Genomic DNA, 22,785 nt, shown 5'->3' on the forward strand with positions numbered 1-22,785 from the left:
GATACACAGATCAAACGAACATAAGGATGCGTGGCCATTCCCTCAGAAACTGTCCGTATTATCCGCTCTGACGCAGGATCACACGTTTTGCCGGATACAGGGCTTTGTCCGTCCATTCTGCTTTTTTGCAGTTCAGCGAAAAGATATCTCCATCCGGATAAACTTTTCTGATCTGTTCCTTTCCATTATCTGAAGTAAAAAGTGCCGTGATCTCTTTTTTGCCTTCCGTGATCCTGACACTGTAATCGATCAGTTCCGGAATCTGAAACAGCACTTCATCCATCTCCAGGATACTCTCTGATGGACTGATCCGCTTCACAAAATCCAGACGCTTTACTTCACTTCCGCAGCTGCACTTTCCCGGAATGATACGCGTACAGTCTCCGGTCCGATATCGGATCAGAGGCTGTGCCTCCATTCCAATGGTTGTGATCACCAGTTCTCCCCATTCACCGTCAGGCAGCACATTTCCATCCTCATCTATGATCTCTGTAATACAGTGGTTTTCCCGCATATGCATACCATTATGAGCAGTACAGCAGATGGCTCCGCCAAGCCCCATCTCCCGGGATCCATAGTGGGGCCAGAGTCGTGTTTCCAGAATTTCTTCTATTGCATTCATTACGCTGTCCGGACAGGTATCTCCTGATACCAGTGCTCTCTTTATGCTTCCCTTTCCACACATTCTGAGCATGGCAAGCAATGCCGATGGCATACCGACATAAGTATCTGGTTTTTCCCTCTCCAGGATTGTTTTTAATTCACCATAAGTTCTTCCGATTCCAGTTAACAGAGGTCTGGCTCCTATACGCCTGATGGCCTCCGCGATCAGTTCTCCCAGTCCGAAAGGACCGGAAAACGGCATGGCAACCATCGTTGTACTTCCCGGATAAATAAATTCACCGAGTCCTGCCATAAAAAGCTCTATCGTGTGTTCACAGTCTCTTTCCGTATAAAATACACGTTTTCCAGCTCCCGTTGTTCCACTTGTCTGTTCTGAGATGACTTTCTGGACTTCTCCCTGGGAACACAAAAGCATTCTTCCGCCATCCCTTACCAGATCAGTTCCTGTTGTAAACGGAAGAGTTCTCAAATCGTCAAGGCTTTCCAGGCTTGCTGGCAGATTCCTGTAAAAACCCTCCCGCTCTTTTTCTCTTTTCAAAACAGCGTTCAGTTTCTCAAGCTGTATTTTATTTATTATTTCGCGTGTAAGCTCTGTAACACCTTCCTGCTTACAGATCATCGCATCTATATTTGATCGTTTCACTTTCTGTATAGATATTTTCCTTTCGAATCAGTCAGATTGTAGGCACAGAACGGCACCATTCCATATTCAGAATCCACCTCACAGATATAGCATCGTTTCAGGCGGTCAAGATCCAGGTTCCAGGCATCCTGAAAGATCATCCCGGATACAGCAAAAGTCTCATTATGGATCCGGAGCAAAAACTCATCCAGTGCATCCGTCTGTGTCATTTCTTCTTCCTCATAGGTCTTTGTGCTGTAGCTCCACTGACTTTCCACATGTTGTCTGGAATCATCGCTGGTGGTACAACAGCACCCTTTTCCGGATTTCTTCTCAAGAAGCTTCAGTTCCCGCTCACCTTTTCTCAGATAACTTGCATGGAAGGAACAGTATGGATTCTCTGCTCCGCCTCCGGCGAAATCCTCCACTTTCATAAGTCCGTCTGTCTGTTCTTCGATCAGCCTCAGCATCCTTGGTATGGTGATCGGATCTTGCGGACGTTTCTGCGAACATCTGCCAAAATAACTGATCGGCTGGAAGTGTACCCCACGCACAAACGGCATATGCTCCAGAGCAAAATTCAGAATATCCCCTGCCTGCATATCATTTACTCCGGGTGCAATGACCGGCACCAGAGCAATTCCAAGTTCTGCCTCTGAGCAGTTTCGGATCGCTTTCTTCTTAAGTTCCAGCATAGGACGTCCTCGCAGGATCTGATAAACTTCATCGGTCACACCGTCAAACTGAAGAAAAACGGTATTCAGTCCTGCTTTTTTCAGTTTCTTCGCATATCCCTCTTCCTCTGCCAGACGGATTCCATTCGTATTCAGCTGAAAAAATGTAAATCCCTTCTCTCTTCCCATCTGTATGATCTCAGGGAGGTCATCCCTCATGGTCGGCTCTCCCCCTGAGAGCTGTATATTAAACGGTCCGCCGTGTGCCATCAGAAAATCATATTGTTTTTCTATTTCACTGATCGGAAGATCAGCATTTTCCTCATCTTCGCCTGCTGAGGCAAAGCATACCGGACAGTGCATATTGCAGCGTTTTGTGATTTCCACAACCATACAGCAGCCCTTTCGTTCGTGTTCCTCACAGAGCCCGCAGTTATTCGGACAGGCTTTTTCTTTCCTTTTGGGATTTACAGGAGACTCTGCGGACAGATTTTCCCTCCCCCAGGCGAGATAGTCTACTGCATTCCCTTCCCAGATCAGAGTCTGAAACTTTCCGTGAATGTCACATTCCTTTACCAGATAAATTCCATCTTCGCCGATACATTTCCTGGCTTGAATCACCTTCATACACTCCGGACAGACGCTCTTTGTCTTGCCAATTGTAATCAAAGTTCCAGTATCCCCCGTTCTGTCAGTATTTCCATGACTTTTGTATAAGTATCTGCGATAAGTGCAGGACATCTCTCCATGATCACGCCCCAATCCAGATGAGTGATATCTTTACAGTAAAAAGCTCCGAATTCTTCTTCTGTTTTCTCATGGAACCACTGATATAATTCCTGTACAGCCGGTTTCATCTGCTCATCTTCTTTCTCCTCCGGAGCCAGATTGCCGAGGAAATATCCGATCGCACAGGCTCCTCCTGTCAGACATCCGCAGGTATCTCCGCAGTAACCAATCCCGCCGCCAAGACCTCCCAGGGCCTTTACAAGCTGTGGATTTTCCTCACCTATGGTTTCCAGAGTCATGATCATGATCATCTGCGAACAATGATATCCCATCGTACCAAGTTCTGTTATTTTTTCATAAATGTCCATATGCTACTCCTTTCTTCCAATCACCATAGTATAGCCTATCTTTTTTCCTTTATATTCTTTCTGCAGAAGCTTATAGTCCTCACAGCAGGATGAATCCCTCCAGAGTGCTTCCAGATAATACTCTCTCCAGAGTGCCGTCTGGTCTTCCTTCTGTAGAATGGTAAAACCTGTACGTTCCATAATTTCCACAAGATTCCCCGGATCAAGGTCTGACAACAGAAGATATCCGCCCTTTTTTAGTACCCGCCAGCATTCTGCGACGGCTTTGGGCTGATCCTGGCTGACAAAAAATGCACACTGGCTGATGCAAAGATCAATACTTTCTGATGCATACTTAAGATTCAGGAAATCTCCTCTCTGCACATCACTGCTCCGGGGAAAAAGATCCACACCGCATGCGTTCAGACCAAATGATCTCAGAAGCCGTACAGTCTCTCCTTCTCCTGCTCCAAGGTCAAGCGCTTTCATTCCTTTTCTCAGTTCGATATGTTCCAGAAGATGAAGTGTCTGTTCCTCACCTCCCGGATGTCTGTTCATTTATTTATCCTCCAGCGCACGTTCCACTGCCAGAACTTTTCCAAGTGCCAGTTCCTCCGGAACATAGACAAAACCACATTTCGGGCAGACCGGCATCTCAACCGGAAAACCGTTTTCCAGATACATGAATTTTGCTCTTCCCTTCACCAGTGGAACCTTGCATTTATTGCAGGTCAGCTTGCCCTCCGGATCAATCGTATAATATGTTCTCTCCACTGCCATTACTGTCCCACCCTCTTCATAATATTCATCCGGTGACTGTATGCTCTGTGTACCAGATATCCTTCTTCTGTTTCTACGAAACGTACCCAGAATGTCACGTTTCCAAGTCTGCTTCTTGTCACCAGTTCTTTCGTTTCTTCATCAAACACTGCTTCCTGGCTTTCTCTGTAATCTGCCAGCACATGCTCTACATCGCTTTTCAGGATCATGCGCTCATCCATCATTCGGATCGCATCTTCTGTATAGGCAACGGTATAATCTTTTTTCTCCATCATCAGTTCCTCATTCCAGATATTTTTCAGAAGTTTTTCTTTCAGCACAAGCCTGTTGTATCGTTTCTCGCTGATATCCGGCATATTACAGGCATTATCTCCATACAGAAGTTCCAGGATATGCCTGGATTCCCTGCCTTCTCTTGCAAACCGGTCCCTGCAGGCCATGCAGTAGGTTATATATGGGGCATCTGAACGTTCGAGACACTTTTCGGTCATTTTGGCTGCCATCTCTTTATTTGCATATGCCGTCAGTCCACCATAGCCGCAGCACGGGGACAGATCTCTGGAATATTCCGTATCTTCGACAGTACATCCCATGGCGGTGAGAAGTTCCCGAATCGTATCCTGTGTCCGTGCATCTCCTCTTGCACCGCAGGCATCATGTATTGCAACCGGCATCTCAAGACCTCTGGCTTTCCCGGGAAGTCCAATCTCCTTTAAAATTTCCCAGATTCCTCTAACCTCTGCACCCGTATTCTCCTTTAACTGTTTCATACAACTCGGACAGCCTGCGATAATTACCGGATCCCCCAGTTTTGCAAGCTCCTGTTTCAGCTGTTCGTTTACTTTTTCTGTCATCTCATAACGGCCTGCCCATTCACTGATCGCACCACAGCATCCCAGGATCAGCCCTACACCGCCTTCTACTCTCGCACATAGATCTTCATACGCATCCATGACAACATCCGGTGCGATTGCTCCGGCCTGACAGCCGGGGAAAAATACATATCTGCAGGTTTCATATCCAGGCTGTGGTTTACATAAGAAAGCATCCGAATTTGAAAACAGCATATCCATTAGTGCAAATTCATGAGGTGCCAGCGGCATCTTGTCCGTAGATACCATATTTTCTCTTGCAGATTTACACACCTGACTCATATCAAATCCATTCGGACATGTCACTGTACACTGTCCGCAGAGAGAACAGGAATTCATCGGCTTGTTCATCTGGTGATCCCCCATGATGATCTGGGTATTATTATAAATCTCCCGGGCCAGAAGCCCCGGATGCTTTTTGTACTCACTTAAATAGACACAGCTTTTCATGCACTCATCACAGTGACACTGAATACATCTCTTTGCTTCTTCAACAGCCTCTTCTTTCGAATAGCCATCTGCACCACAGGGAATCCTTTCTGAGCCTCTGATGCCTTCTGTGTTTGTATAAAGTTTCGTGGGCACTGCCCCCTCACTGCCTCTGTTGCTGTGCGGAGACAGATTCTGTACGAGAAGATCCACGGTCAGAGCTGCTCTCTTTGCAGCAAAAGCGGCATCCATCACTGACTGCGTCGGTCCGCTTACGATTCCCGCCTGTTCTCTCAGCATGATCTCTGTATCTGCTGTTTCCTCCGGAGCAAGCTTCTGTGCGATCTCTTCTGATGCACAGATGACATCTGCCTGTTCCATTTTTTCTCTGATAAATACAGAATCAAGACTGCAGCCGAATTCAAAGGAAAGATCCATGGATTTCAGGCGTTTCGCCTCGTTCTTACGGTCCGCCTCTGAGAGATGTGCCGCTGCCGCCGCAATATATCCCTCGTAATCTTCTTCCTGACAGTAAATGGTCGCAGGATACATTTTCCTTTCCAGTTCTCCTGCAAGAAACAAGGGGAATAATCCTGAACCAAAGATCGCTGCCTTTTTCTTCTTCCGCATGCGGAACACACTGCTTCGTCTGCCTGGTTCCCCATACCGGACGATTGCACGCTCTATTTCACGTATGGAAACTCCATCCCCCAGCTCACACAGCTTGCATTCAGCTTCACAGGGGGCAGTGCAGCCATCACAGAGGATCATCGGAAAAGGTGTGATCTTCTCATAAATTGCCAGTGCTTTCTTAAAATTTCCTTTTGAAGCATAAAACAGCATTTCTTTTGTGTCTACCTTGAAAGGACAGGCTGCAACACAGTACGCCGGCTGTTCATGGACACAGAGGCTGATCATATGATCCATCTCTTCCTTTGACATTCGATTTACATGATAAACATGAGTGGAACCTCTCTCCTGTATGTATGTCATAACCTGCTCCTTTCGTCTCAAAAGGGGAGACAGTATACCGTCTCCCCTCATTATAGCACATGATAAAATTATGCCGAATTTATTTCTCAAGTTCCTTCAATGCGGCAAGAACTCTTTCAGGGCGAGCCGGAACGCGGGTAATACGTGCACCTGTTGCGTTATAGATCGCATTCAGGATTGCAGGATGAGGAGCATCCAGTGGAGCCTCACCACAGCCGGCAGCTCCGTAAGGGCCGCTTGGACGATAGGTTTCATTGAAATGAAGTTCAATATCATCCGGGGCATCCTTCGGATACGGGATACCACAGTTCTTCAGAGTAGTATCATGGTTCAGATCCTCGAAGTCTTCTGTAAGAGCAAGGCCGACACCCTGTACAAGACCACCGTAGAAGTTACCCTCTACAAGAAGTCTGTTCATGATCGTACCTACGTCAGCCACACAGGTAAACTTCTCAACTGTAACCTTACCTGTTTCTGTATTGACAGCCACTTCCGGAAGGAAGATTGTATACATATAAGTTGCAAATGGATCTCCCTGTGCTGTATCCTGATCGATCGGATGATCTGCACAGAAGGTAGTTACCCAGTTACCTTCATATTTGGTTTCAAGTCCTTCAGCTACCATCTCATCGTATGTACGGAAGGTTCCGTCTTCTTTCTTCATTGCTGCAACAAGATTCTCTGCTGCCAGACGGCATGCGTTGCCTGACATAACCTGTGAACGGGATCCGCCTGCAGGACCTGCATTCGGACAGGTCTTGGTATCGTTCATAACAAGCTTGATCTGTTCCGGTCTGATTCCGGCCTGGCGAAGTGTTTCATGAGAGGATACAAGAACGCCCATGTCGGCACCCTGACCATGATCTTCCCATGCAGCATACATTGTAACTGTTCCATCCGGATTCAGTTCTGCAAATGCATTGGATGTATCCACACCATCAAGACCACAGCCATATACACCAAGAGATACGCCGATACCATATTTGATCTTGCCATCAGAAGCCTCATTCTTCTCAGCAACACGTTTCTTGGCTGCTTCATACAGCGGACGTGCTGTCTTGAACAGATCTTCCTCGCAGTATACTTCCGGCGGATAACCGGTCGGGATCGTAGTTCCTTCTGATTCCTTATAACAGTTCATCTCACGCATATCAAACGGATCGATTCCCATCTTGGCTGCCAGCACATCGATCGCGATCTCAGATCCCATGTAAGACTGCGGTGAGCCGTAAGCACGGAAGGCAGAGCCCCATGCATGGTTTGTAAATACTGTTGTCGATTTATTGCGGATGGAATTGATTCCATAACCGGCACCGGTGAACTGAGAAAGTCTCATTGTAAGCAGATCTCCAAATTCTGAGTATGGACCATGATCTACATAGTTATTACCCCAGAGTGCAAGGAGTTTACCGTTTTCGTCTGCTGCAAGTTTGATATTCATAAATGCAGGAGATCTCTTTCCTGTATAGGTAATGTTCTGGAACTGGTTGAATACCAGTGATACCGGACGCTCAAGGATCTTGACAGCTGCACCGATCAAAGCTTCATTTGTCGGAGAGAACTTGTAGCCAAAGGTTCCTCCTGCATGGTTCTGAACAAGTCTCAGGTTCTCCAGCGGAACACCGATACCATCAGCGATCATAGGCATATGGAGATGGATACCGATGGATTTGGAATGAACGGTTATCATACCGTCTTCATCAATATATCCATAACCACAGTCCGGTTCAAGGTGAAGATGAGGCTGGCGTGAACAGTAGGACTCGATCTCAACCTGCTGTGAATCCGGAATGCTGTCCCAGTCAAAGTCCGGTCCCTTGATACAGTTTGTCTCAAAAAATGCGTTTGGAGTACCAGGATGGATCTCTGCTGCATCTGGTGCGATCGCGTCCATTGCGTTCATATATGCAGGAAGTTCTTCGATTTCCACCTTAACTGCATCTGCCGCTGCACGTGCATGCTCTTCTGTGTCGGCAGCTACGATCGCGATCGCATCACCAAACTGAAAGATCTTTTCGTCGCAGAGTACAGGACGCTCAAATCCGTCTGTCTTATTGTGTTTCGGAAGCATTACAAGACCATTGATCTTGTTGGTTCCGCCTGCTGCCTTAATGTCCTTCGCTGTAATCACACGAACAACTCCCGGCATACTCTCTGCTTCTGTTGTATCGATACTGAGAATATTTGCGTGAGAAACCTTTGCCTGCGTAAGTGCAAGACGAAGGGTTCCCTCCGGCATCTTTAATGCATCATCTGCACCGAAATCCCAGGTACCTGTTACTTTCTGTGCTGCTGATGGACGGATATAATTTGTACCGACGATAGAATCACCTGTCTGCTTGAATACGAGGTCTTCTTTGGTCATCTCGCCACGCATAACTGCTGCTGCTGCCATGGTCGCATCGATAAGCGGCTTGTAACCTGTACAACGGCAGAGATTGCGCTGTTTGTTAAACCAGTCCCTCACTTCTTCACGGGTAGGGCTCGGATTATTATCGAGAAGAACCTTTGCTGAAATAATAAAGCCTGGTGAACAGAAACCACACTGTGCACATCCATATGCCATCCATGCAACCTGAATCGGATGCATATCAGAGATTGTTCCCACACCCTCGATTGTTGTGATCTCTGCATTGTCCGGAACACGGCTCATCTTGTAGATACAGGATCTTGTAACCTTCCCGTTCATAATAACATTACAGGCTCCACAATGACCTTCACCACAGCCGATCTTACATCCTGTAAGAAGAAGATGATTACGGAGAACCTGTGCCAGCGTCTCGTCCTTATCAAGAATAAGGATTCTCTCAACACCATTGATCTTTAATGTCTTTTTAATCATTCTGCATCCCTCCTAAAGAAAAAATCCATTCCTATGTTACTGATCTTCAGGCTTATGCGTTCCGCACGAATCATGATCTGCTCCTTTGCCTGTCAGATCTTTGAGTCTTTCCATTCCTCGGGCAGAATAGAAAACAATAGAAGAACTGCTCCCGTCCAGATTCTCGCCGCTAAGCTTCAGAACATTCGCATTCTCGTAATAATCGATTGGAAGCGTCCGACTGTATTCCACTCCCGTGCGTTCATCTCTTACCTGTATGGTAACTTCTTTTGCGGTGATTTCAAAAATCTTATCCATAGAAAGGTTCTCCTGTTTACGTCATTTTGTATACATTCATACTACCATATTTTTGCACAATTATGCAAATTGCAAATAATTAAAACTTGGCTATTTTCTCACTGTTTTAGTTTTTTCTTTTATTTTATTTGAAATTTTCACTATTTTTTCTGTTTTATATGGTATAATATTATTAATTTTACACAACATCTTCAAGGAGGTGACAGTCATGCAGACAGGTGCACTCATCGTTGCCGCGGGGAAATCCTCGCGAATGGGAGACTTTAAACCCATGCTTCAGCTTGGATCTATTTCCATTGCACAGCGCGTGATCAACAATTTCCGGCAGGCCGGAATCTCTAAAATAGTTGTGGTGACAGGATATAGGGCAGATGTTCTGGAACGTCACCTTGCTTCCAATAATGTGATCTTTCTTCGAAATGAAGACTATGCATCAACTCATATGTTTGATTCTGTCCGAATCGGACTGGAATATCTGAAAGATAAAGTTGACACGGTACTCTTTACGCCTGTAGATGTTCCACTGTTTACGGCCCGGACAGTCACGCAGATGCTCTCGCTGGGTTATCCCCTTGTAACTCCGGTCTGTGACGGTAATCCCGGCCATCCGCTTCTGATCCGTTCCACACTTATTGATTCCATCTTAAGTGATGACGGCAGCTCAGGGCTTGAAGGTGCTGTAGGAAAATGTGGAACACCCATGTACTTCCTGAATGTAGATGATCCGGGTATCATTCACGATGCTGATACACCGGAGGATTATGCTGAACTTCTTCGCACCCATAACCAGAGTCTCATCCGTTCAGAAATACATATTCAGCTGGCACGGGAAAAAGTATTCTTTGATGAGCAGCTTTATTCTCTTCTCACACTGATCCAGGAAACAGGATCTGTCCGTGATGCCTGTGAGCACATGCACATTTCCTACTCCACCAGCTGGAACCTGATCCGTACCTTGGAATCACAGCTCCATAAACCACTGGTCAGCAGAAGCCAGGGCGGTGTAAACGGAAGTCACAGCGAACTGACTCCGTACGGTGAAGAATTTCTGAAACGATATGCTCGTTTTTCGGAAGAAACTCGTAACTGTTCAGAAAAAATATTTGAAAACTGTTTCAGAGGATTTTTTAATGCGTGATCTTTATCTGATACGACACGGAAAACCACAATACCCGGATGAACATTCCTACTGTATCGGGCAGACTGATCTTGCCTTATCCATGCTTGGACATTTGCAGGCTGTCCTTCTTCACGAAGAACTGTCCGACAGGATATCCCGGGTATACTACAGTCCTTTGGCAAGAGCTGCCGAGACAGCCGGACATATAGCAGCCGAACTCCCACATCTGCCTGTCTCTGATTTAGCAGAAAGAAGTCTTGGAGAATGGGATGGACTTTCTTTTGATACTATACGCAGGAAATGGCCGGATATTTATGAAGCCCGGGGAAATGATCCTGACCATCCGATTCCAGGAGCAGAAACTCCTTTTGCATCCGGTACGCGCTTTTCACAGGCAGTTCAGAAAATCCTGCGTTCATCTGAGGGCAACATTGCGATCATCGCTCATACGGATGTGATTTCTTCTTATCTATATATGCTTCATCCAGGAACAAATACCAGACAGCACTTCCGTCTTCCATGTGGTTCTTATTATCATCTGAGAGTAGATGAGAAAGGAAATGCTGCCTTATCTGAGTCGGGTTACATATTGCCTCATCCTGTATTGAGTGATAGACTATGTTATATACTTCGTGATGCTGTCTCTCTCCCGTCTCATGTGCAGGTTCACAGTGATGCAGTTACTGAGCTGGCCTGCCATTTATGTGATGAATTAGAAGCTCATGGACATCATTTTGATCAGAAGCTCATCCGCTCCGGTGCACTTCTTCATGATATTGCCAGACTTCAGAAACATCATACCAGGACAGGCGGTGATCTTTTTTTACAATTGGGCTATCCAGAGATCGCTCAGATCATCTCACAGCATCATGAATTAAAGGAGACGAAGCTTGACGAATCAGCCATTGTATTTCTGGCAGACAAGCTGATTGAAGAAACACAGCGTGTATCAATAGAAAAACGATTCGCAGATAATCTGCATAAGTGCAAAACTCCCGAAGCTCTCAGGTCTCATGAACGCCGGTTAAAGCAGGCATTTAAACTTCAGGATATGATAGAATCCATCTGTCATATAACACTTTGACAACTCACATTACAGGAGGTGCTTTCTTATATGAGAATATTATTTCAGACAATAAGACAACAATTTCTGGAAGGAAACGACCTTGTACTTGTTTCCATCATAGCTTCATCAGGATCCACACCCAGAGGTGCCGGTTCCCATATGCTGATCGGACAAAATGGTAGAGTTGCCGGAACCATCGGCGGCGGTTCGGTGGAATACCGTGCCGGACTTATGGCACTGGATATTCTCGAAAAAAAGGAATCCTGTGAACATGAGTTCAAACTGAATCATGAGGATGTTGAGAATATCGGCATGATCTGCGGTGGAGATGTTACGGTCTTTTTCCAGTATCTGGATCATAAGGATCCGATCATTATGGAGATTGCAGTAACTGCCGAAAAATTATATGAAGAACGAAAGGACTTCTGGCTGATCTGCGACCTCCGTACTGTTTCCGGTATCGGTCTTTACAATTCTGCATACGGACTGATCGGAAATGCTGCTGTTCCTTCCTCTATATTATCTTCTCTGTCAGTACGGCCGTGTCGTCATCGCAGTGAAGAATATGATCTGTTTTCTGAACAGATAGGGACCTCCGGAACTGTCTATGTATTTGGCGGCGGGCATGTTTCACAGAAGCTTGTACCGATACTTGCAAGTGTTGAGTTCCGCTGTGTCGTTCTGGACGACCGCCCGGAATTTACGGATCCCGCTCTTTTCCCGGATGCAGCAGAAACGATTCTCTGTGATTTTAACCATCTGGATCAGAGCATTTCTATCACAGACGCGGATTATTGCTGCGTCATGACACGCGGTCATGCCTATGATACGATCGTGCAGGCACAGCTTCTTGCCACACCAGCATGCTATATAGGCGTTATTGGAAGCCGTGCCAAAAAAGCCTTTGTATTTCGTCGCCTCGTTGAAGAATACGGTATTGATGAACGGGATTTAGAGCGTATCATCTCTCCTGTAGGACTTGAGATCAAGGCAGAAACACCGGCCGAAATCGCCATATCCATCACAGGACAGATGATCGAGGTCCGTGCTGACAGAAAGGCCGCTGCAAAATGATGACAAAACCTGTATTCCGAACTGTAATCTTTGGTGCCGGACAGATCGGACAGATGACTGCAAGACTTCTTGGCAGCTCCTGTAAACTTTTGTGCTTTGCTGATAATGATTCCCGGAAACATGGACAATATATTGGAGGTATTCCTGTCCGTTCTCCGGATGAAGCTTCCGCACTTCTTCCGGATCTGGTCATCCTGGGTGTACTGGATGAGGAACGGCAGAACTCTATGAAAAAACAAATGGAAAACGCAGGCTATCACGGACCGTTTCGTGACCCCTCTGCCCTCCGTATGTTTGATGCACGGAATGCTGTCATGCGTCTCTTAGCAGAGCAGATCTATCAGCTGAATATTCCGGGCGATGTTGCTGAACTGGGTGTTTTTCAGGGCGAGTTTTCTGCCCTGATCAGTGCAGCCTTCCCGGATCGCAGAATTCATCTTTTTGATACGTTTGAGGGATTTTCTGAAAAGGATGTGGCAATTGAAACCTCCTGTGATCTGTCCCGCGCCAGAACTGGAGATTTCTCCTCCACAGATGTTGACTCTGTTCTTCATATTATGCCAGATCCTGCACGTGCTGTGATCCATAAAGGGTGGTTTCCGGATACTTTTGCCGATGTCACAGATGTGACTTTCTGTTTCGTATCTCTGGATGCGGACCTCTACGCTCCGACTGCCGCTGCGCTTCCACTGTTTTATGAACGTCTGTCCACAGGTGGAGTTCTCCTGATCCACGATGTGTACAGCACACAGTTCTCCGGCTGCAAAAAAGCCGTTGATGAATTCTGTCAGAAAAACCATCTCTTCGCGAATCCTGTATGTGATCTGCATGGAAGTGCAATACTTCGGAAGATATAACGCTTTCTTGACAGTACAAAATACATCTGCTACAGTAAAAATACCAGTAGAAATTTCAGAATCGGAGGTACAAATCATGGATACAAACATAATGAAAAGAAATGAATATCTGGCAAAGACAGTGATCAAGGGACTGGAATCCCGTAACATGTCCGGTTATTATGCAGCAAACAAAGAAGATGCGCTGAAGCAGGCTTTGGAACTGATTCCGGAAGAGAGCACCATCGCTATGGGCGGATGCGTCAGTGCCAGGGAGATCGGTCTTGTTGAGGCTCTGGAGAAGGGTAATTATAACTATCTGGACCGTTCAAAAATGAGCCCTCGCGAAAGCCTTATGGCAGCATACGATGCAGATATTTTTCTCTCAAGTGCAAATGCCGTTACCAACGATGGTATTCTGGTAAATATTGACGGAAATTCCAACCGCGTTTCCTGCATCGCTCAGGGACCAAGAAAAGTCGTATTTATTGTAGGCATCAACAAAGTCTGTTCCGATCTGGACAGTGCCATGAAACGTGCGAGAAACGTAGCTGCACCTGTAAATGCCCAGAGATTTGACTTAAATATCCCATGCAGAGAAATAGGCAAATGCTTTGACTGCAAATCCATGGATACTATCTGCTGCCAGTTCCTGATCACCAGATTCTCCAGACATACCGACAGAATCCACGTGATCCTCGTTAACGACACACTTGGATATTGATTTGAAAACTACAAGAAGCCGGAAAATCAGTTTTTCATTACTGATTTTCCGGCTTCTTTATAGACTTTGACATATTATACAGTATGCCTTCTGCTTTTCCTTATTCCATATCTTTTGGCAATTTATTTCATCTGACAATATCTATCTGGCACACTTTCATGGCCTTCAGTGCAGTCTCATGACTTTCCGGTGTCACCCCTGCACAACATGCAGCATCTACTATAATCGGAACCCTATTATAAGTTATGCCGGGGAAAATTGTCTATCTTGATTATTAAATTGTATGTATATTTTTCAAATACGGGCTACGCCGGTTCTCTTTGCTGCCTCAGCAACAGCCTTTGCAACAGCCGGTCCTACTCGCTTATCGAATGCCTTCGGAATGATATACTCCGAAGAAAGTTCCTCATCTGTGATCAGGCCTGCAAGTGCTTCAGCCGCAGCCAGTTTCATTTCGTCATTGATTTCTTTTGCTCTCACATCAAATGCACCGCGGAAGATTCCCGGGAAAGCAAGTACGTTGTTGATCTGGTTCGGGAAGTCACTTCTTCCTGTAGAAACAACTTTTGCTCCGCCTGCCTTTGCGTCATCCGGGAAGATTTCCGGAATCGGGTTTGCACATGCAAAAACAACTGCATCCTTGTTCATGGTCTTAACCATCTCTGTTGTAACAGCACCCGGTGCGGAAACACCGATAAATACATCTGCGCCAACCAGCATATCTGCAAGAGAACCGGATTTTTTAGCCAGATTGGTAACTTTAGCCATTTCATCCTTGACCGGATTCATACCTTCCGGACGTCCCTCATAGATTGCACCCTTTCTGTCGCAGAGGGTGATATCTTTGAATCCTGCTGTCAGAAGGAGACGTGCAATAGAGATTGCAGCAGCTCCTGCTCCGTTCATAACGATACGAACATTTTCTTTTTTCTTTCCTACAACCTTCAGTGCGTTGGTCAGACCAGCAAGAGTGATGATTGCTGTACCATGCTGATCGTCATGGAAGATCGGAATATCACATTTTTCTTTCAGTTTTTTCTCAATCTCAAAACATCTCGGAGCAGAAATATCTTCCAGATTTACTCCGCCAAAAGAACCTGAGATCAGATAAATTGTATTAACGATCTCATCCACATCATTGCTCTTGATGCAAAGAGGGAATGCATCTACATCGCCAAACGCTTTGAAAAGTACACATTTTCCTTCCATTACCGGCATTCCGGCCTCTGGTCCGATGTTTCCAAGTCCAAGAACTGCTGAGCCGTCAGTTACTACCAGACACATGTTCCATCTTCTGGTAAGATCATAAGATTTATCCACATCCTTCTGGATTTCGAGACAAGGCTGTGCAACACCTGGTGTATAGGCAAGTGACAGATCATCCTTATTCTCAACAGGTACTCTGGTAACAACCTCGATCTTACCTTTCCATTCTCCATGCAGTCTTAAAGATTCTTTTGCATAATCCATTTTTATTGTCCTCCCTGGTATCTTAAATTTTGTGAAACCGTATCATCCGGCTCTTCTATTGTTGTTGTTCACTCCGTCCCAGCAATCTTCTAATCTATTAATAATTACCGGTAAAAAATTTGCTGTCTTTTGGAAGCTCATATCCGTCAAAATATTTATCAAAGTCAAGTTTGAGATATCCACACAGATTAGCTTCCAGGTATTCTGAAAAGTGTCTGCGGATTGCCTGAGGATCACCGAATGCAGCTGGATCGATTGCCATAAATCCATGACAGATTCCGGATCGATATCTCCAAGCCCCAACACTACACTTCCATCAGTTACAACCAGACAGAGATTGTGACATCGGATTAGTTCATAACTCTGCTTCACATCTTTTTGTATCTTCAGATAAGGTTGTGATATGCAAGAGACAAATCATCCTCATTTGCGCAGGAACAGTCGCTACTACCTCTATCTTACCTTTCCACTCTCTGTGGAATTTTAATGACTCTTTTACATACTCTATAGTAATCTGTTACTTCTTAATAAAATGCAATTCCAAGAAATACTGCAAATGCCAGTCCAATTAATGTAATACATACAGATGTGATAAATATCGGTTTGTAGCTTTCTTTATGTGTCATACCACAAGCAGCCAAGCAGGTAATCACCATACTGTTATGCGGCAGTGTATCCAGACCATTGCATGCAATTGCAGCTATACGGTGTAAAACTGCAGGATTTACTCCCAAGTCCATATATTTTTGTGCAAATACTTCCATAGCGATTCCGATACCACCAGAACCGGAACCAGTTGCTCCAGCGATTAATGTGGTAGCACTTGCAAAAGAAATCAGTGGGTTTCCACCAAGGTTTGACAACATATCTATCAGATTCTGGAATCCCACAGTTGATTTAACAACATAACCAAATCCAACAACTGCTGCAGTATTCATAATTACCATGCTGGCACGTTTTACACCGTCATCGATCAAATTCAGTTTTTTCGGAGTAGTATTCCAGTATAAAATCACACAACAGAAAGAAGCTAAAATAATTGCAATATTTACATTTACCTTAAATACATTTAACAGAACAAATAACAGAATCATCGGAACCACAGATCTCCATGGTTTTACAGTCTCCAATTCTTCAAATGCTTTCATTTTTTCTGCAATATCAGGTGTAATTACAAATCCGTCATTATTTTTCTTTGCTTTTCTGAATTCATACTCCAGATAAATAACACACAGAATACTGCAGAAGATACCAGTTGCAATACCAAGGCCGGAAGCTGCCATAGTATCTGTACCAAGATACTGTGTTGGAAGCACATTCAATATAGAAGGAGAACCCGGGAACATAGAACTGTTATACGCCAGAGAAGTATAAATAACACCCGGAATCAACCATCTTGGCAGATTTTCCTGTTTAAATACGCACAGGAAGATCGGATAAGCGATAAACATCAATGCCCATCCATTCACACCTATATATCCTAAGATCAGCACTGCAAGCATACAACCATAAATTGCTCCACGTCCACCCACTTTAGAATAGATCATTTTTGCAAATGCTGCTGCAGCTCCGGATCCTTCCATCAAAGATGCAAATACGGTTCCGGTTGCAAAAAGCAAAAAGTTATTCTTTAGGAAATCAGAAAATCCTGTAAAATATGTATCTGTAATTGTATCCAACACAGACAAACCACTGAATATTGCCAAAATTGCAACACATATTAATGTTCCCACAACTGGGTTAAATTTACGATAGCAAATAATAATCAACACAACAAGTGCAACAATAATTCCCAATAAACTCATATCCATAGTTTTATCCCCCTACTGTATGTTTCCTGAAAGTTCAATCGGTACAGCTCCGCCAAGTTTTACGCTTGTGATAATCATTCCGTTTACACTGTCATCCTGGAAATGCAGCGTATAGATATCGTAACCTGACATATTTAACCAGTACTGCTTTATCACCAATGTCTTATCATCTTTGAATGCATAAGAAAAGCTATTAAGAAAATGATGCGGATCATCAAATACAGCTTCCTGTGTAATCCAGTTTTCAAATCCAGCCTCTACACTTACCAGCCTGTCCTTCAGGTGAAAATTAATCAGCAGTTCATTTTCTGTTTTTCTATTAATCTCTATGCTTTGAATTTTCCGGTCATTTTCTTCAAAGGAGAGTGTTTTATCAAACCATTTTCCTTCCAAGCAGGAATTTTTTGCTCCTTCCGGATATGGAAGACACAGGTCATCCAGATATTTTTTCAGTTTTTTCTCTCCATCTACATCTGTTTCCAATGTTCCTCTCTCTGTCGGTATAAACAACTTTTCATTTACGATTTTGCTAATCAGACGGTTCGGATTTCCATTTTTATCACTTGCTCCTGCTGTGATTGCAACTGCCAGTTTTTTCTCTGGATTAACCACGATCACATTTCCGAAAGCTCCATAAACGCCGAAGGAATGATCAGCAGTGATCCAATACTGATATCCGTATCCACAGACTGGATATTTTTCTTCGGGAGTATCAATCTGTTTTCTGGTTGCTTCTTTAAGATATTCTTCCGGAATAAGTGTTTTTCCGTTCCATTTTCCCATATTGGCAAGTAATATTGCAATTTTCGCGATGTCAGGTGTTTTCAAATACAACCCCCATCCTCCGACTGTATTGCCTTCTGGGCTTTCCAGCCATTCGATATCGGTAATACCCATTGGTTTCAAAACACGTTCCTTCATCAGTGCAAGCACATTTTTATGCATGGTTTTTGTAACCAGTGAAGACAACATATAGCTTGCTCCTGTATCATACTGAAAGACAGTTCCCGGATCATGGGGTAATTTATATGTAAAATAATGTGTGATCCAGGAATCTGTCACTCCACGAAAACAGGTGCTTAATCTGCAGGAATTTGCTGCCATTGTTAACAGATTACGAACTGTCAGCTGATCGATTCGTTTATCATATTCTTCCGGCAAATACTCTTTAAAATAATCTATCACCAGATCATCCAGATGTAATTTTCCCTCGTCGATTGCAATCCCTACTGCAATACTGTTCATACTTTTCGAAAATGAATGAAGCATCTGCATAGGTTCTTCCGTATATGGTTGAATGCATTTTGAAAAAATCACATCGTTATCGCATACTACAGATATAGAATGAATATCTTCGACAAATGTCTCCAGTTCCTGTACCATACACAACAGATTATCTGAAGATATTCCATAGGCTTCTGGTTTATTTTTTATCATTTTGTGCTCCTTCTTTTAATATATTGTATTAAATTCTTTTCAAACATCCACGTGAAGTATTTACTACTATACTATCACAAGTTGTTTCTAGAAACAATTGATAGAATCGTCAAAAATTAATGTTCTGTTTTGGTAGAATTAAACAATTTATTTGCTTTTACTTATGAATCATTTGATTCTTTTTCGAATTATAACATTCTCCATTGAATAAAAAAAATTTTTTTGCTATACTTGTCATATGATATTTTATTTATGGAGGTTACAATGAGTCTGGATCAACTAATCTATGAAAAAATCCCTTCACTATCAGCAGGACAACGAAAAGTTGCAGAATATATTTTAAATAATAAAGATGAATTCAGCTATGCAACACTAGCTAAACTCAGTAAGGATATTTCTGTCAGTGAAACAACTGTTATTCGTTTTGCTTATTCTCTTGGCTTTGACAGTTTTTCTGCCATGCAGCAAAAACTTCGTGAAGAAATTCTTTCTGTACCGCAGCGCAATGTAGAGGGACAAATTCAAAATCAGACATTTTATCAGAAAGTTTTTTCCAGAGAAATGCAGGCACTGCAAGACTGGATCTCACATATAGATGAAGAGCTTCTGGACAAGACCGTAGAAGCTCTTCTGAATGCAGATCATATTCTGGTAACCGGAGCACGCTCTTCTTATCATGCTGCCAACTGGTTTGGGAATCGTCTGAACCTTTTACTTGGTAATACTCACATTATCCAAGAATTTTACGATCCTCGTTTTGATTTATTAAATCATATCACAGATAAAACTGTTGTCATCAGCATAGCATTTGCCAGATATACCAAATGGACGTATCGTTATGCGGATTCTGCAAAAAAAATGGGTGCAACCCTTGTCTCCATTACAGACAGTGTTTCCTCTCCTTTTTTTAATATTTCCGATTATACAATTCTTGCTGCTCCGGTAAAAGACAGTATGGGATTTAGTTCACCTATTTGTATGTATTGCTTATTTGATGCGATTATATCTAAAATCCATGATGAGCGAAAAGATATGATAGTAGAACGTTTAAAACAATATGAAGATACCTATCGGGATTTTGATATGTATTATGAGTAAACACCACTTTACAACTTTTTCATAAAAAAATATCGTACAGGACTTTCTGATGTATAATGAATTTGACCCAAAACATTACAAAGGAAAGTGACCCTGTACGACAAAAACATTATACAACGAAAAAACACTGATTGGTAGACTTCATCAATATTTTTTGATTTATTTTGAAACTTTTTCTGTTCCGACAGCAGATACCTTATTTCTGCTGATATTATCCATACTGACCTTAGAATCTGCACATTCCATCCGGTTTCTGTATCAGCATTTTTTATCCGGAATAACGGAGAAATCACTGAATGTATTTTATTATGCATGTTCCTATGCAAAGGTTGATTATTCCCAACAATTCCAGTGCTCTCAAAGCTTCTCTGACTGCCGGTCTGGACACTCCCATGGTCTCCGCCATTGTCCGCTCCGCCGGAAGGGTAGCTCCCGCTTTGAGACTGCCATTCTGAATGTTCTCTATAATCTGATTTAAAATCCCGTTGAAAGCCCGTTCATCTCTAATTTCTTTAAACATACTCTATGCCTCCGAATCCCATTTCCGTCCGTATATTCTTACAGGCGGTATCATTTTTTCACTGTCTTTCCCATACAGTTTATTTTGGATACAACTGTACAGTATGACAGTTATTTCTTCTAATAATATAGCATTCATGACAATTTACAGCAAGTGGAATGGATTTTGATCAAATTGCTGTGAACGGAGCGAACAGTAACTTTTCTCCACCCTATCTGCATTCCTACTCCCGCACTTCAAGCCACTGGTCAATGTTCCCAAAATGTACCGCCTGCAAGTTATCTATATCTACCAGTTGTGGAAAGCTGTTTCTGATGATCAGGACACCATTTTCCTTATCCTGTTTTTCTCCACCGCCGGCGATTCCTCCCATAGTCGGGTCAAGTGTTAAAACCGTTCCATCTTTATAACGCACCTGGTCAATATTAGTTCTGTCATAAAGATCCATGCCATAGTCCGTACCTGCGTACTCAAATTTGTTTTTCTCATCTTCATACACCTTCATAGCCTCATCATAATCAAGATATAATGACCATAAAAGGGGCGTTACTTCCATTTTTTTCACTGTGATTTCATAACCTCCAAAATCACATTTCCGGTTCACTTCCAGAGTTATCGGAGGCTTTACTGCACCCAAGGTCCATTTAAAATCCCATGTTCCATCTGTAATAACAGTCTTATCATAATCTCCTTCCTCCGTAAGATTCTTTAATGTAATTTCTACGGTTTTATTACTCAGATCATAATCACTGTCATAAGAAATCCCTGCTGTAAAATATTTAGAATGTGCCGAATCCTGATCATAGTTCAGCAGATTGTCCTGACTTACACCTGTACTCAGGCTTCCAAATCTGTTGTCATCATCTGCATAGACTTCTTTTCCATCGATCTTAAAATGTGTCATCTCCTCAAAAGAAGTATTATCAGTCATAGAAATATTGTCATCTGTTTTCACTTCAAAAAAAGCATACAGGAATCCCTGATCCTGAACAGAATCTGTCAGGGTAACAGTCACTCCATTCTGCGTTACAGACTGGTCTATATTCTGAATATAAGTTGATTCCTGCAGTGTCTCCTGCTGCTTTTCAGATGGTTCCAGTCTTTTTAACAAATGGTCATTCCATTTAAAGAACTCTTTTGCAGCCACCGTTACTCCCATGCCTGTACAGATCACTGCTGCAACAATCAATAATCGGCCACTGATTCTTTTTCTTTTGTATTTTTTATCTACCGTATCCGCCTGCTCAATCTGTCTCAGTGTCTCTTCAAATTTATTATGAAAATCCTGTGGTACTTCTGGTGCGATGTTATCCCATTTATTCTCTAACATGACATTTTCCCCTTTCCTGTTATTCTCTTTGATCGTTTGCTGTTTTTCTCAGTTGCCGGTCTTTTCTCTTCTTCAGATAACTGCACCTTCAAAAACTCTCTTGCACGTGAAAGTCTGCTTTTGATCGTTCCATCTGGAATATCCAGGGCCTCACTGATCTCTTTCTGTGAAAATCCTTCTAAATAATACAATGTTACCAAAATCCTCAACTCCTCCGGAAGCTCCATAATCGCCATATATAAATGACTGTAGCTGTCCTCCTCAGTCAGCCTCATATTGTCCATATATTCTTCATATGGAATAACATTTTTTCTTTTCCGAAGAATCCCCCTGCATTCATTGATCAAAATCCTTGTGATCCATGTTCGGAAATATTTTTCTTTCTTTAAGGTGGGAAGTTTTTCATATGCCTTAAGAATTGTTTCCTGCACAGCATCCCCACAATCAGAGTCATTCTTCAGAATGGACTTTGATATATGATACAGCATGGCTTCTGCATCCCGAACCTCCCTGATAAATGCATCTTTTGTCATAATATGTTTTCTCCTTCTGTCCGGCCGGATCTATATACATTTTTGTTTTACACTAATTAGATGCATATACAGGCAAATTGGTTCTCGTAATAGCAGATTTTTATAAATATTTAGTTGTTTCCTGTAGAAACTGCCCACCCAGCCTGTACTCTTTGTATCACGCTGCCATCACGTGCATCGATAGTAAGGAGTGAAACACCTGCATCATCCATCGTCACGTCTCCCATGACCAGTCCATCCGCCCCATTTCCGTACTCATACTCTGGCTCTTTGGATGTCCAGGTTCCATAAAAATCCCACACCGGGATCAGGACTGCTTCGGTATCGCTGCCTTCACTGTCTGGCATGTGCATATAACCCAGCTGTACCTTTGTTATGGTTATCTGCGCACTCTGTGCATCAATGGACGGATAACGGTAGTGGCTTCCTCCATCGACAGAGATCATCCGATTCCTGTCTTCTGTCATGACCTGCAAAGTGATCGTTTTTTCAAATATATCCCTGACCTCATCAAAAGGAAGTAAGAACAGCCTCTCATCGGAAGCATTCGATGCTTC

The 22,785-nt window shown here is 43.4% G+C and carries 22 protein-coding genes and 1 pseudogene; 6 read left to right on the forward strand and 17 right to left on the reverse strand.

What is annotated here, in order from left to right; genetic code table 11:
• Positions 1-58: 58 nt before the first annotated feature.
• The 8 genes from LIR34_RS15530 to LIR34_RS15565 form a co-directional block, all read right to left on the reverse strand.
• Complete coding sequence (locus LIR34_RS15530; RefSeq protein ID WP_265107743.1) at positions 59-1,267, reverse strand: DVU_1553 family AMP-dependent CoA ligase; 1,209 nt, start codon at positions 1,265-1,267, stop codon at positions 59-61.
• Positions 1,264-2,589 carry a radical SAM (seleno)protein TrsS gene (trsS, locus tag LIR34_RS15535; RefSeq protein ID WP_173903217.1) on the reverse strand — a complete coding sequence of 442 codons (1,326 nt, stop codon included), beginning with the start codon at positions 2,587-2,589 and terminating at the stop codon, positions 1,264-1,266. Before trsS ends, LIR34_RS15530 begins: the two co-directional genes overlap by 4 nt.
• On the reverse strand, positions 2,586-3,017 hold the full coding sequence (locus LIR34_RS15540) for a DVU_1555 family C-GCAxxG-C-C protein (protein ID WP_173903218.1): 432 nt from the start codon (positions 3,015-3,017) through the stop codon (positions 2,586-2,588). Before LIR34_RS15540 ends, trsS begins: the two co-directional genes overlap by 4 nt.
• Before the next feature lie 3 nt (positions 3,018-3,020).
• Positions 3,021-3,554 (reverse strand): class I SAM-dependent methyltransferase, encoded by a 534-nt coding sequence (locus LIR34_RS15545; RefSeq protein ID WP_173903219.1) that lies wholly within the window; start codon positions 3,552-3,554, stop codon positions 3,021-3,023.
• Entirely contained in the window at positions 3,555-3,776 is a 222-nt protein-coding gene (locus LIR34_RS15550; protein ID WP_173903220.1) for a DVU_1557 family redox protein, read from the reverse strand.
• Positions 3,776-6,070 carry a pyridine nucleotide-disulfide oxidoreductase/dicluster-binding protein gene (locus LIR34_RS15555; RefSeq protein ID WP_173903221.1) on the reverse strand — a complete coding sequence of 765 codons (2,295 nt, stop codon included), beginning with the start codon at positions 6,068-6,070 and terminating at the stop codon, positions 3,776-3,778. The genes LIR34_RS15550 and LIR34_RS15555 overlap by 1 nt, the downstream gene beginning before the upstream one ends.
• 79 nt (positions 6,071-6,149) lie before the next feature.
• Positions 6,150-8,912 carry a molybdopterin-dependent aldehyde oxidoreductase gene (locus tag LIR34_RS15560; protein ID WP_173903222.1) on the reverse strand — a complete coding sequence of 921 codons (2,763 nt, stop codon included), beginning with the start codon at positions 8,910-8,912 and terminating at the stop codon, positions 6,150-6,152.
• A 36-nt stretch (positions 8,913-8,948) separates the two neighbouring features.
• Positions 8,949-9,209, reverse strand: coding sequence for a hypothetical protein (locus LIR34_RS15565; protein WP_173903223.1), 261 nt, complete (start codon positions 9,207-9,209; stop codon positions 8,949-8,951).
• A gap of 208 nt (positions 9,210-9,417) precedes the next feature.
• Between LIR34_RS15565 and LIR34_RS15570 the strand changes: the two genes are divergently transcribed.
• The 5 genes from LIR34_RS15570 (at position 9,418) to LIR34_RS15590 (ending at position 14,029) form a co-directional block, all read left to right on the forward strand.
• Complete coding sequence (locus tag LIR34_RS15570) at positions 9,418-10,347, forward strand: NTP transferase domain-containing protein (RefSeq protein WP_173903224.1); 930 nt, start codon at positions 9,418-9,420, stop codon at positions 10,345-10,347.
• Positions 10,340-11,413 carry a histidine phosphatase family protein gene (locus tag LIR34_RS15575; RefSeq protein WP_173903225.1) on the forward strand — a complete coding sequence of 358 codons (1,074 nt, stop codon included), beginning with the start codon at positions 10,340-10,342 and terminating at the stop codon, positions 11,411-11,413. The genes LIR34_RS15570 and LIR34_RS15575 overlap by 8 nt, the downstream gene beginning before the upstream one ends.
• A gap of 30 nt (positions 11,414-11,443) precedes the next feature.
• Entirely contained in the window at positions 11,444-12,469 is a 1,026-nt protein-coding gene (locus LIR34_RS15580; RefSeq protein ID WP_173903226.1) for an XdhC family protein, read from the forward strand.
• Positions 12,466-13,326: a TylF/MycF/NovP-related O-methyltransferase gene (locus LIR34_RS15585; RefSeq protein WP_173903227.1), complete on the forward strand. Its 861-nt coding sequence runs from the start codon at positions 12,466-12,468 to the stop codon at positions 13,324-13,326. Before LIR34_RS15580 ends, LIR34_RS15585 begins: the two co-directional genes overlap by 4 nt.
• A 76-nt stretch (positions 13,327-13,402) precedes the next feature.
• Positions 13,403-14,029, forward strand: a complete 627-nt coding sequence (locus LIR34_RS15590; RefSeq protein ID WP_173903228.1) for a lactate utilization protein — start codon at positions 13,403-13,405, stop codon at positions 14,027-14,029.
• A gap of 127 nt (positions 14,030-14,156) precedes the next feature.
• On the opposite strand, the pseudogene LIR34_RS18010 reads toward LIR34_RS15590, so the two are convergent.
• The 5 genes and pseudogenes from LIR34_RS18010 to LIR34_RS15620 all read right to left on the reverse strand — a co-directional run.
• Positions 14,157-14,261, reverse strand: a pseudogene (locus tag LIR34_RS18010) (amidase); the annotation flags it as partial.
• Positions 14,262-14,323: 62 nt separating this feature from the next.
• On the reverse strand, positions 14,324-15,499 hold the full coding sequence (locus LIR34_RS15600; protein ID WP_173903229.1) for an NAD(P)-dependent malic enzyme: 1,176 nt from the start codon (positions 15,497-15,499) through the stop codon (positions 14,324-14,326).
• A gap of 97 nt (positions 15,500-15,596) precedes the next feature.
• The gene (locus LIR34_RS15605) at positions 15,597-15,761 is read right to left on the reverse strand and encodes a hypothetical protein (RefSeq protein WP_227240314.1); all 165 of its coding nucleotides are present in this window, start codon (positions 15,759-15,761) and stop codon (positions 15,597-15,599) included.
• Between the two features lie 262 nt (positions 15,762-16,023).
• Entirely contained in the window at positions 16,024-17,310 is a 1,287-nt protein-coding gene (locus LIR34_RS15615) for a GntP family permease (RefSeq protein WP_161286135.1), read from the reverse strand.
• Between the two features lie 12 nt (positions 17,311-17,322).
• Positions 17,323-18,747, reverse strand: coding sequence for a serine hydrolase domain-containing protein (locus tag LIR34_RS15620; protein WP_022380032.1), 1,425 nt, complete (start codon positions 18,745-18,747; stop codon positions 17,323-17,325).
• 264 nt (positions 18,748-19,011) lie between these two features.
• Between LIR34_RS15620 and LIR34_RS15625 the strand changes: the two genes are divergently transcribed.
• Positions 19,012-19,845 carry a MurR/RpiR family transcriptional regulator gene (locus LIR34_RS15625; RefSeq protein WP_227240315.1) on the forward strand — a complete coding sequence of 278 codons (834 nt, stop codon included), beginning with the start codon at positions 19,012-19,014 and terminating at the stop codon, positions 19,843-19,845.
• Between the two features lie 289 nt (positions 19,846-20,134).
• Here LIR34_RS15625 and LIR34_RS15635 read toward each other — a convergent pair whose 3' ends face one another.
• The 4 genes from LIR34_RS15635 to LIR34_RS15650 all read right to left on the reverse strand — a co-directional run.
• On the reverse strand, positions 20,135-20,365 hold the full coding sequence (locus LIR34_RS15635; protein WP_227240316.1) for a FadR/GntR family transcriptional regulator: 231 nt from the start codon (positions 20,363-20,365) through the stop codon (positions 20,135-20,137).
• Positions 20,366-20,588: 223 nt separating this feature from the next.
• Positions 20,589-21,695 (reverse strand): DUF4179 domain-containing protein, encoded by a 1,107-nt coding sequence (locus LIR34_RS15640; RefSeq protein ID WP_161286136.1) that lies wholly within the window; start codon positions 21,693-21,695, stop codon positions 20,589-20,591.
• Positions 21,689-22,228 carry an RNA polymerase sigma factor gene (locus tag LIR34_RS15645; protein ID WP_161286137.1) on the reverse strand — a complete coding sequence of 180 codons (540 nt, stop codon included), beginning with the start codon at positions 22,226-22,228 and terminating at the stop codon, positions 21,689-21,691. The genes LIR34_RS15640 and LIR34_RS15645 overlap by 7 nt, the downstream gene beginning before the upstream one ends.
• Before the next feature lie 110 nt (positions 22,229-22,338).
• Positions 22,339-22,785, reverse strand: a 447-nt coding sequence (locus tag LIR34_RS15650; RefSeq protein ID WP_244092368.1) for a DUF6034 family protein, incomplete at its 5' end; no start/stop codon positions are given.

The sequence above is a fragment of the Blautia sp. MSK17_66 genome, assembly GCF_020538025.1.
Lineage (GTDB): Bacteria > Bacillota > Clostridia > Lachnospirales > Lachnospiraceae > Blautia_A.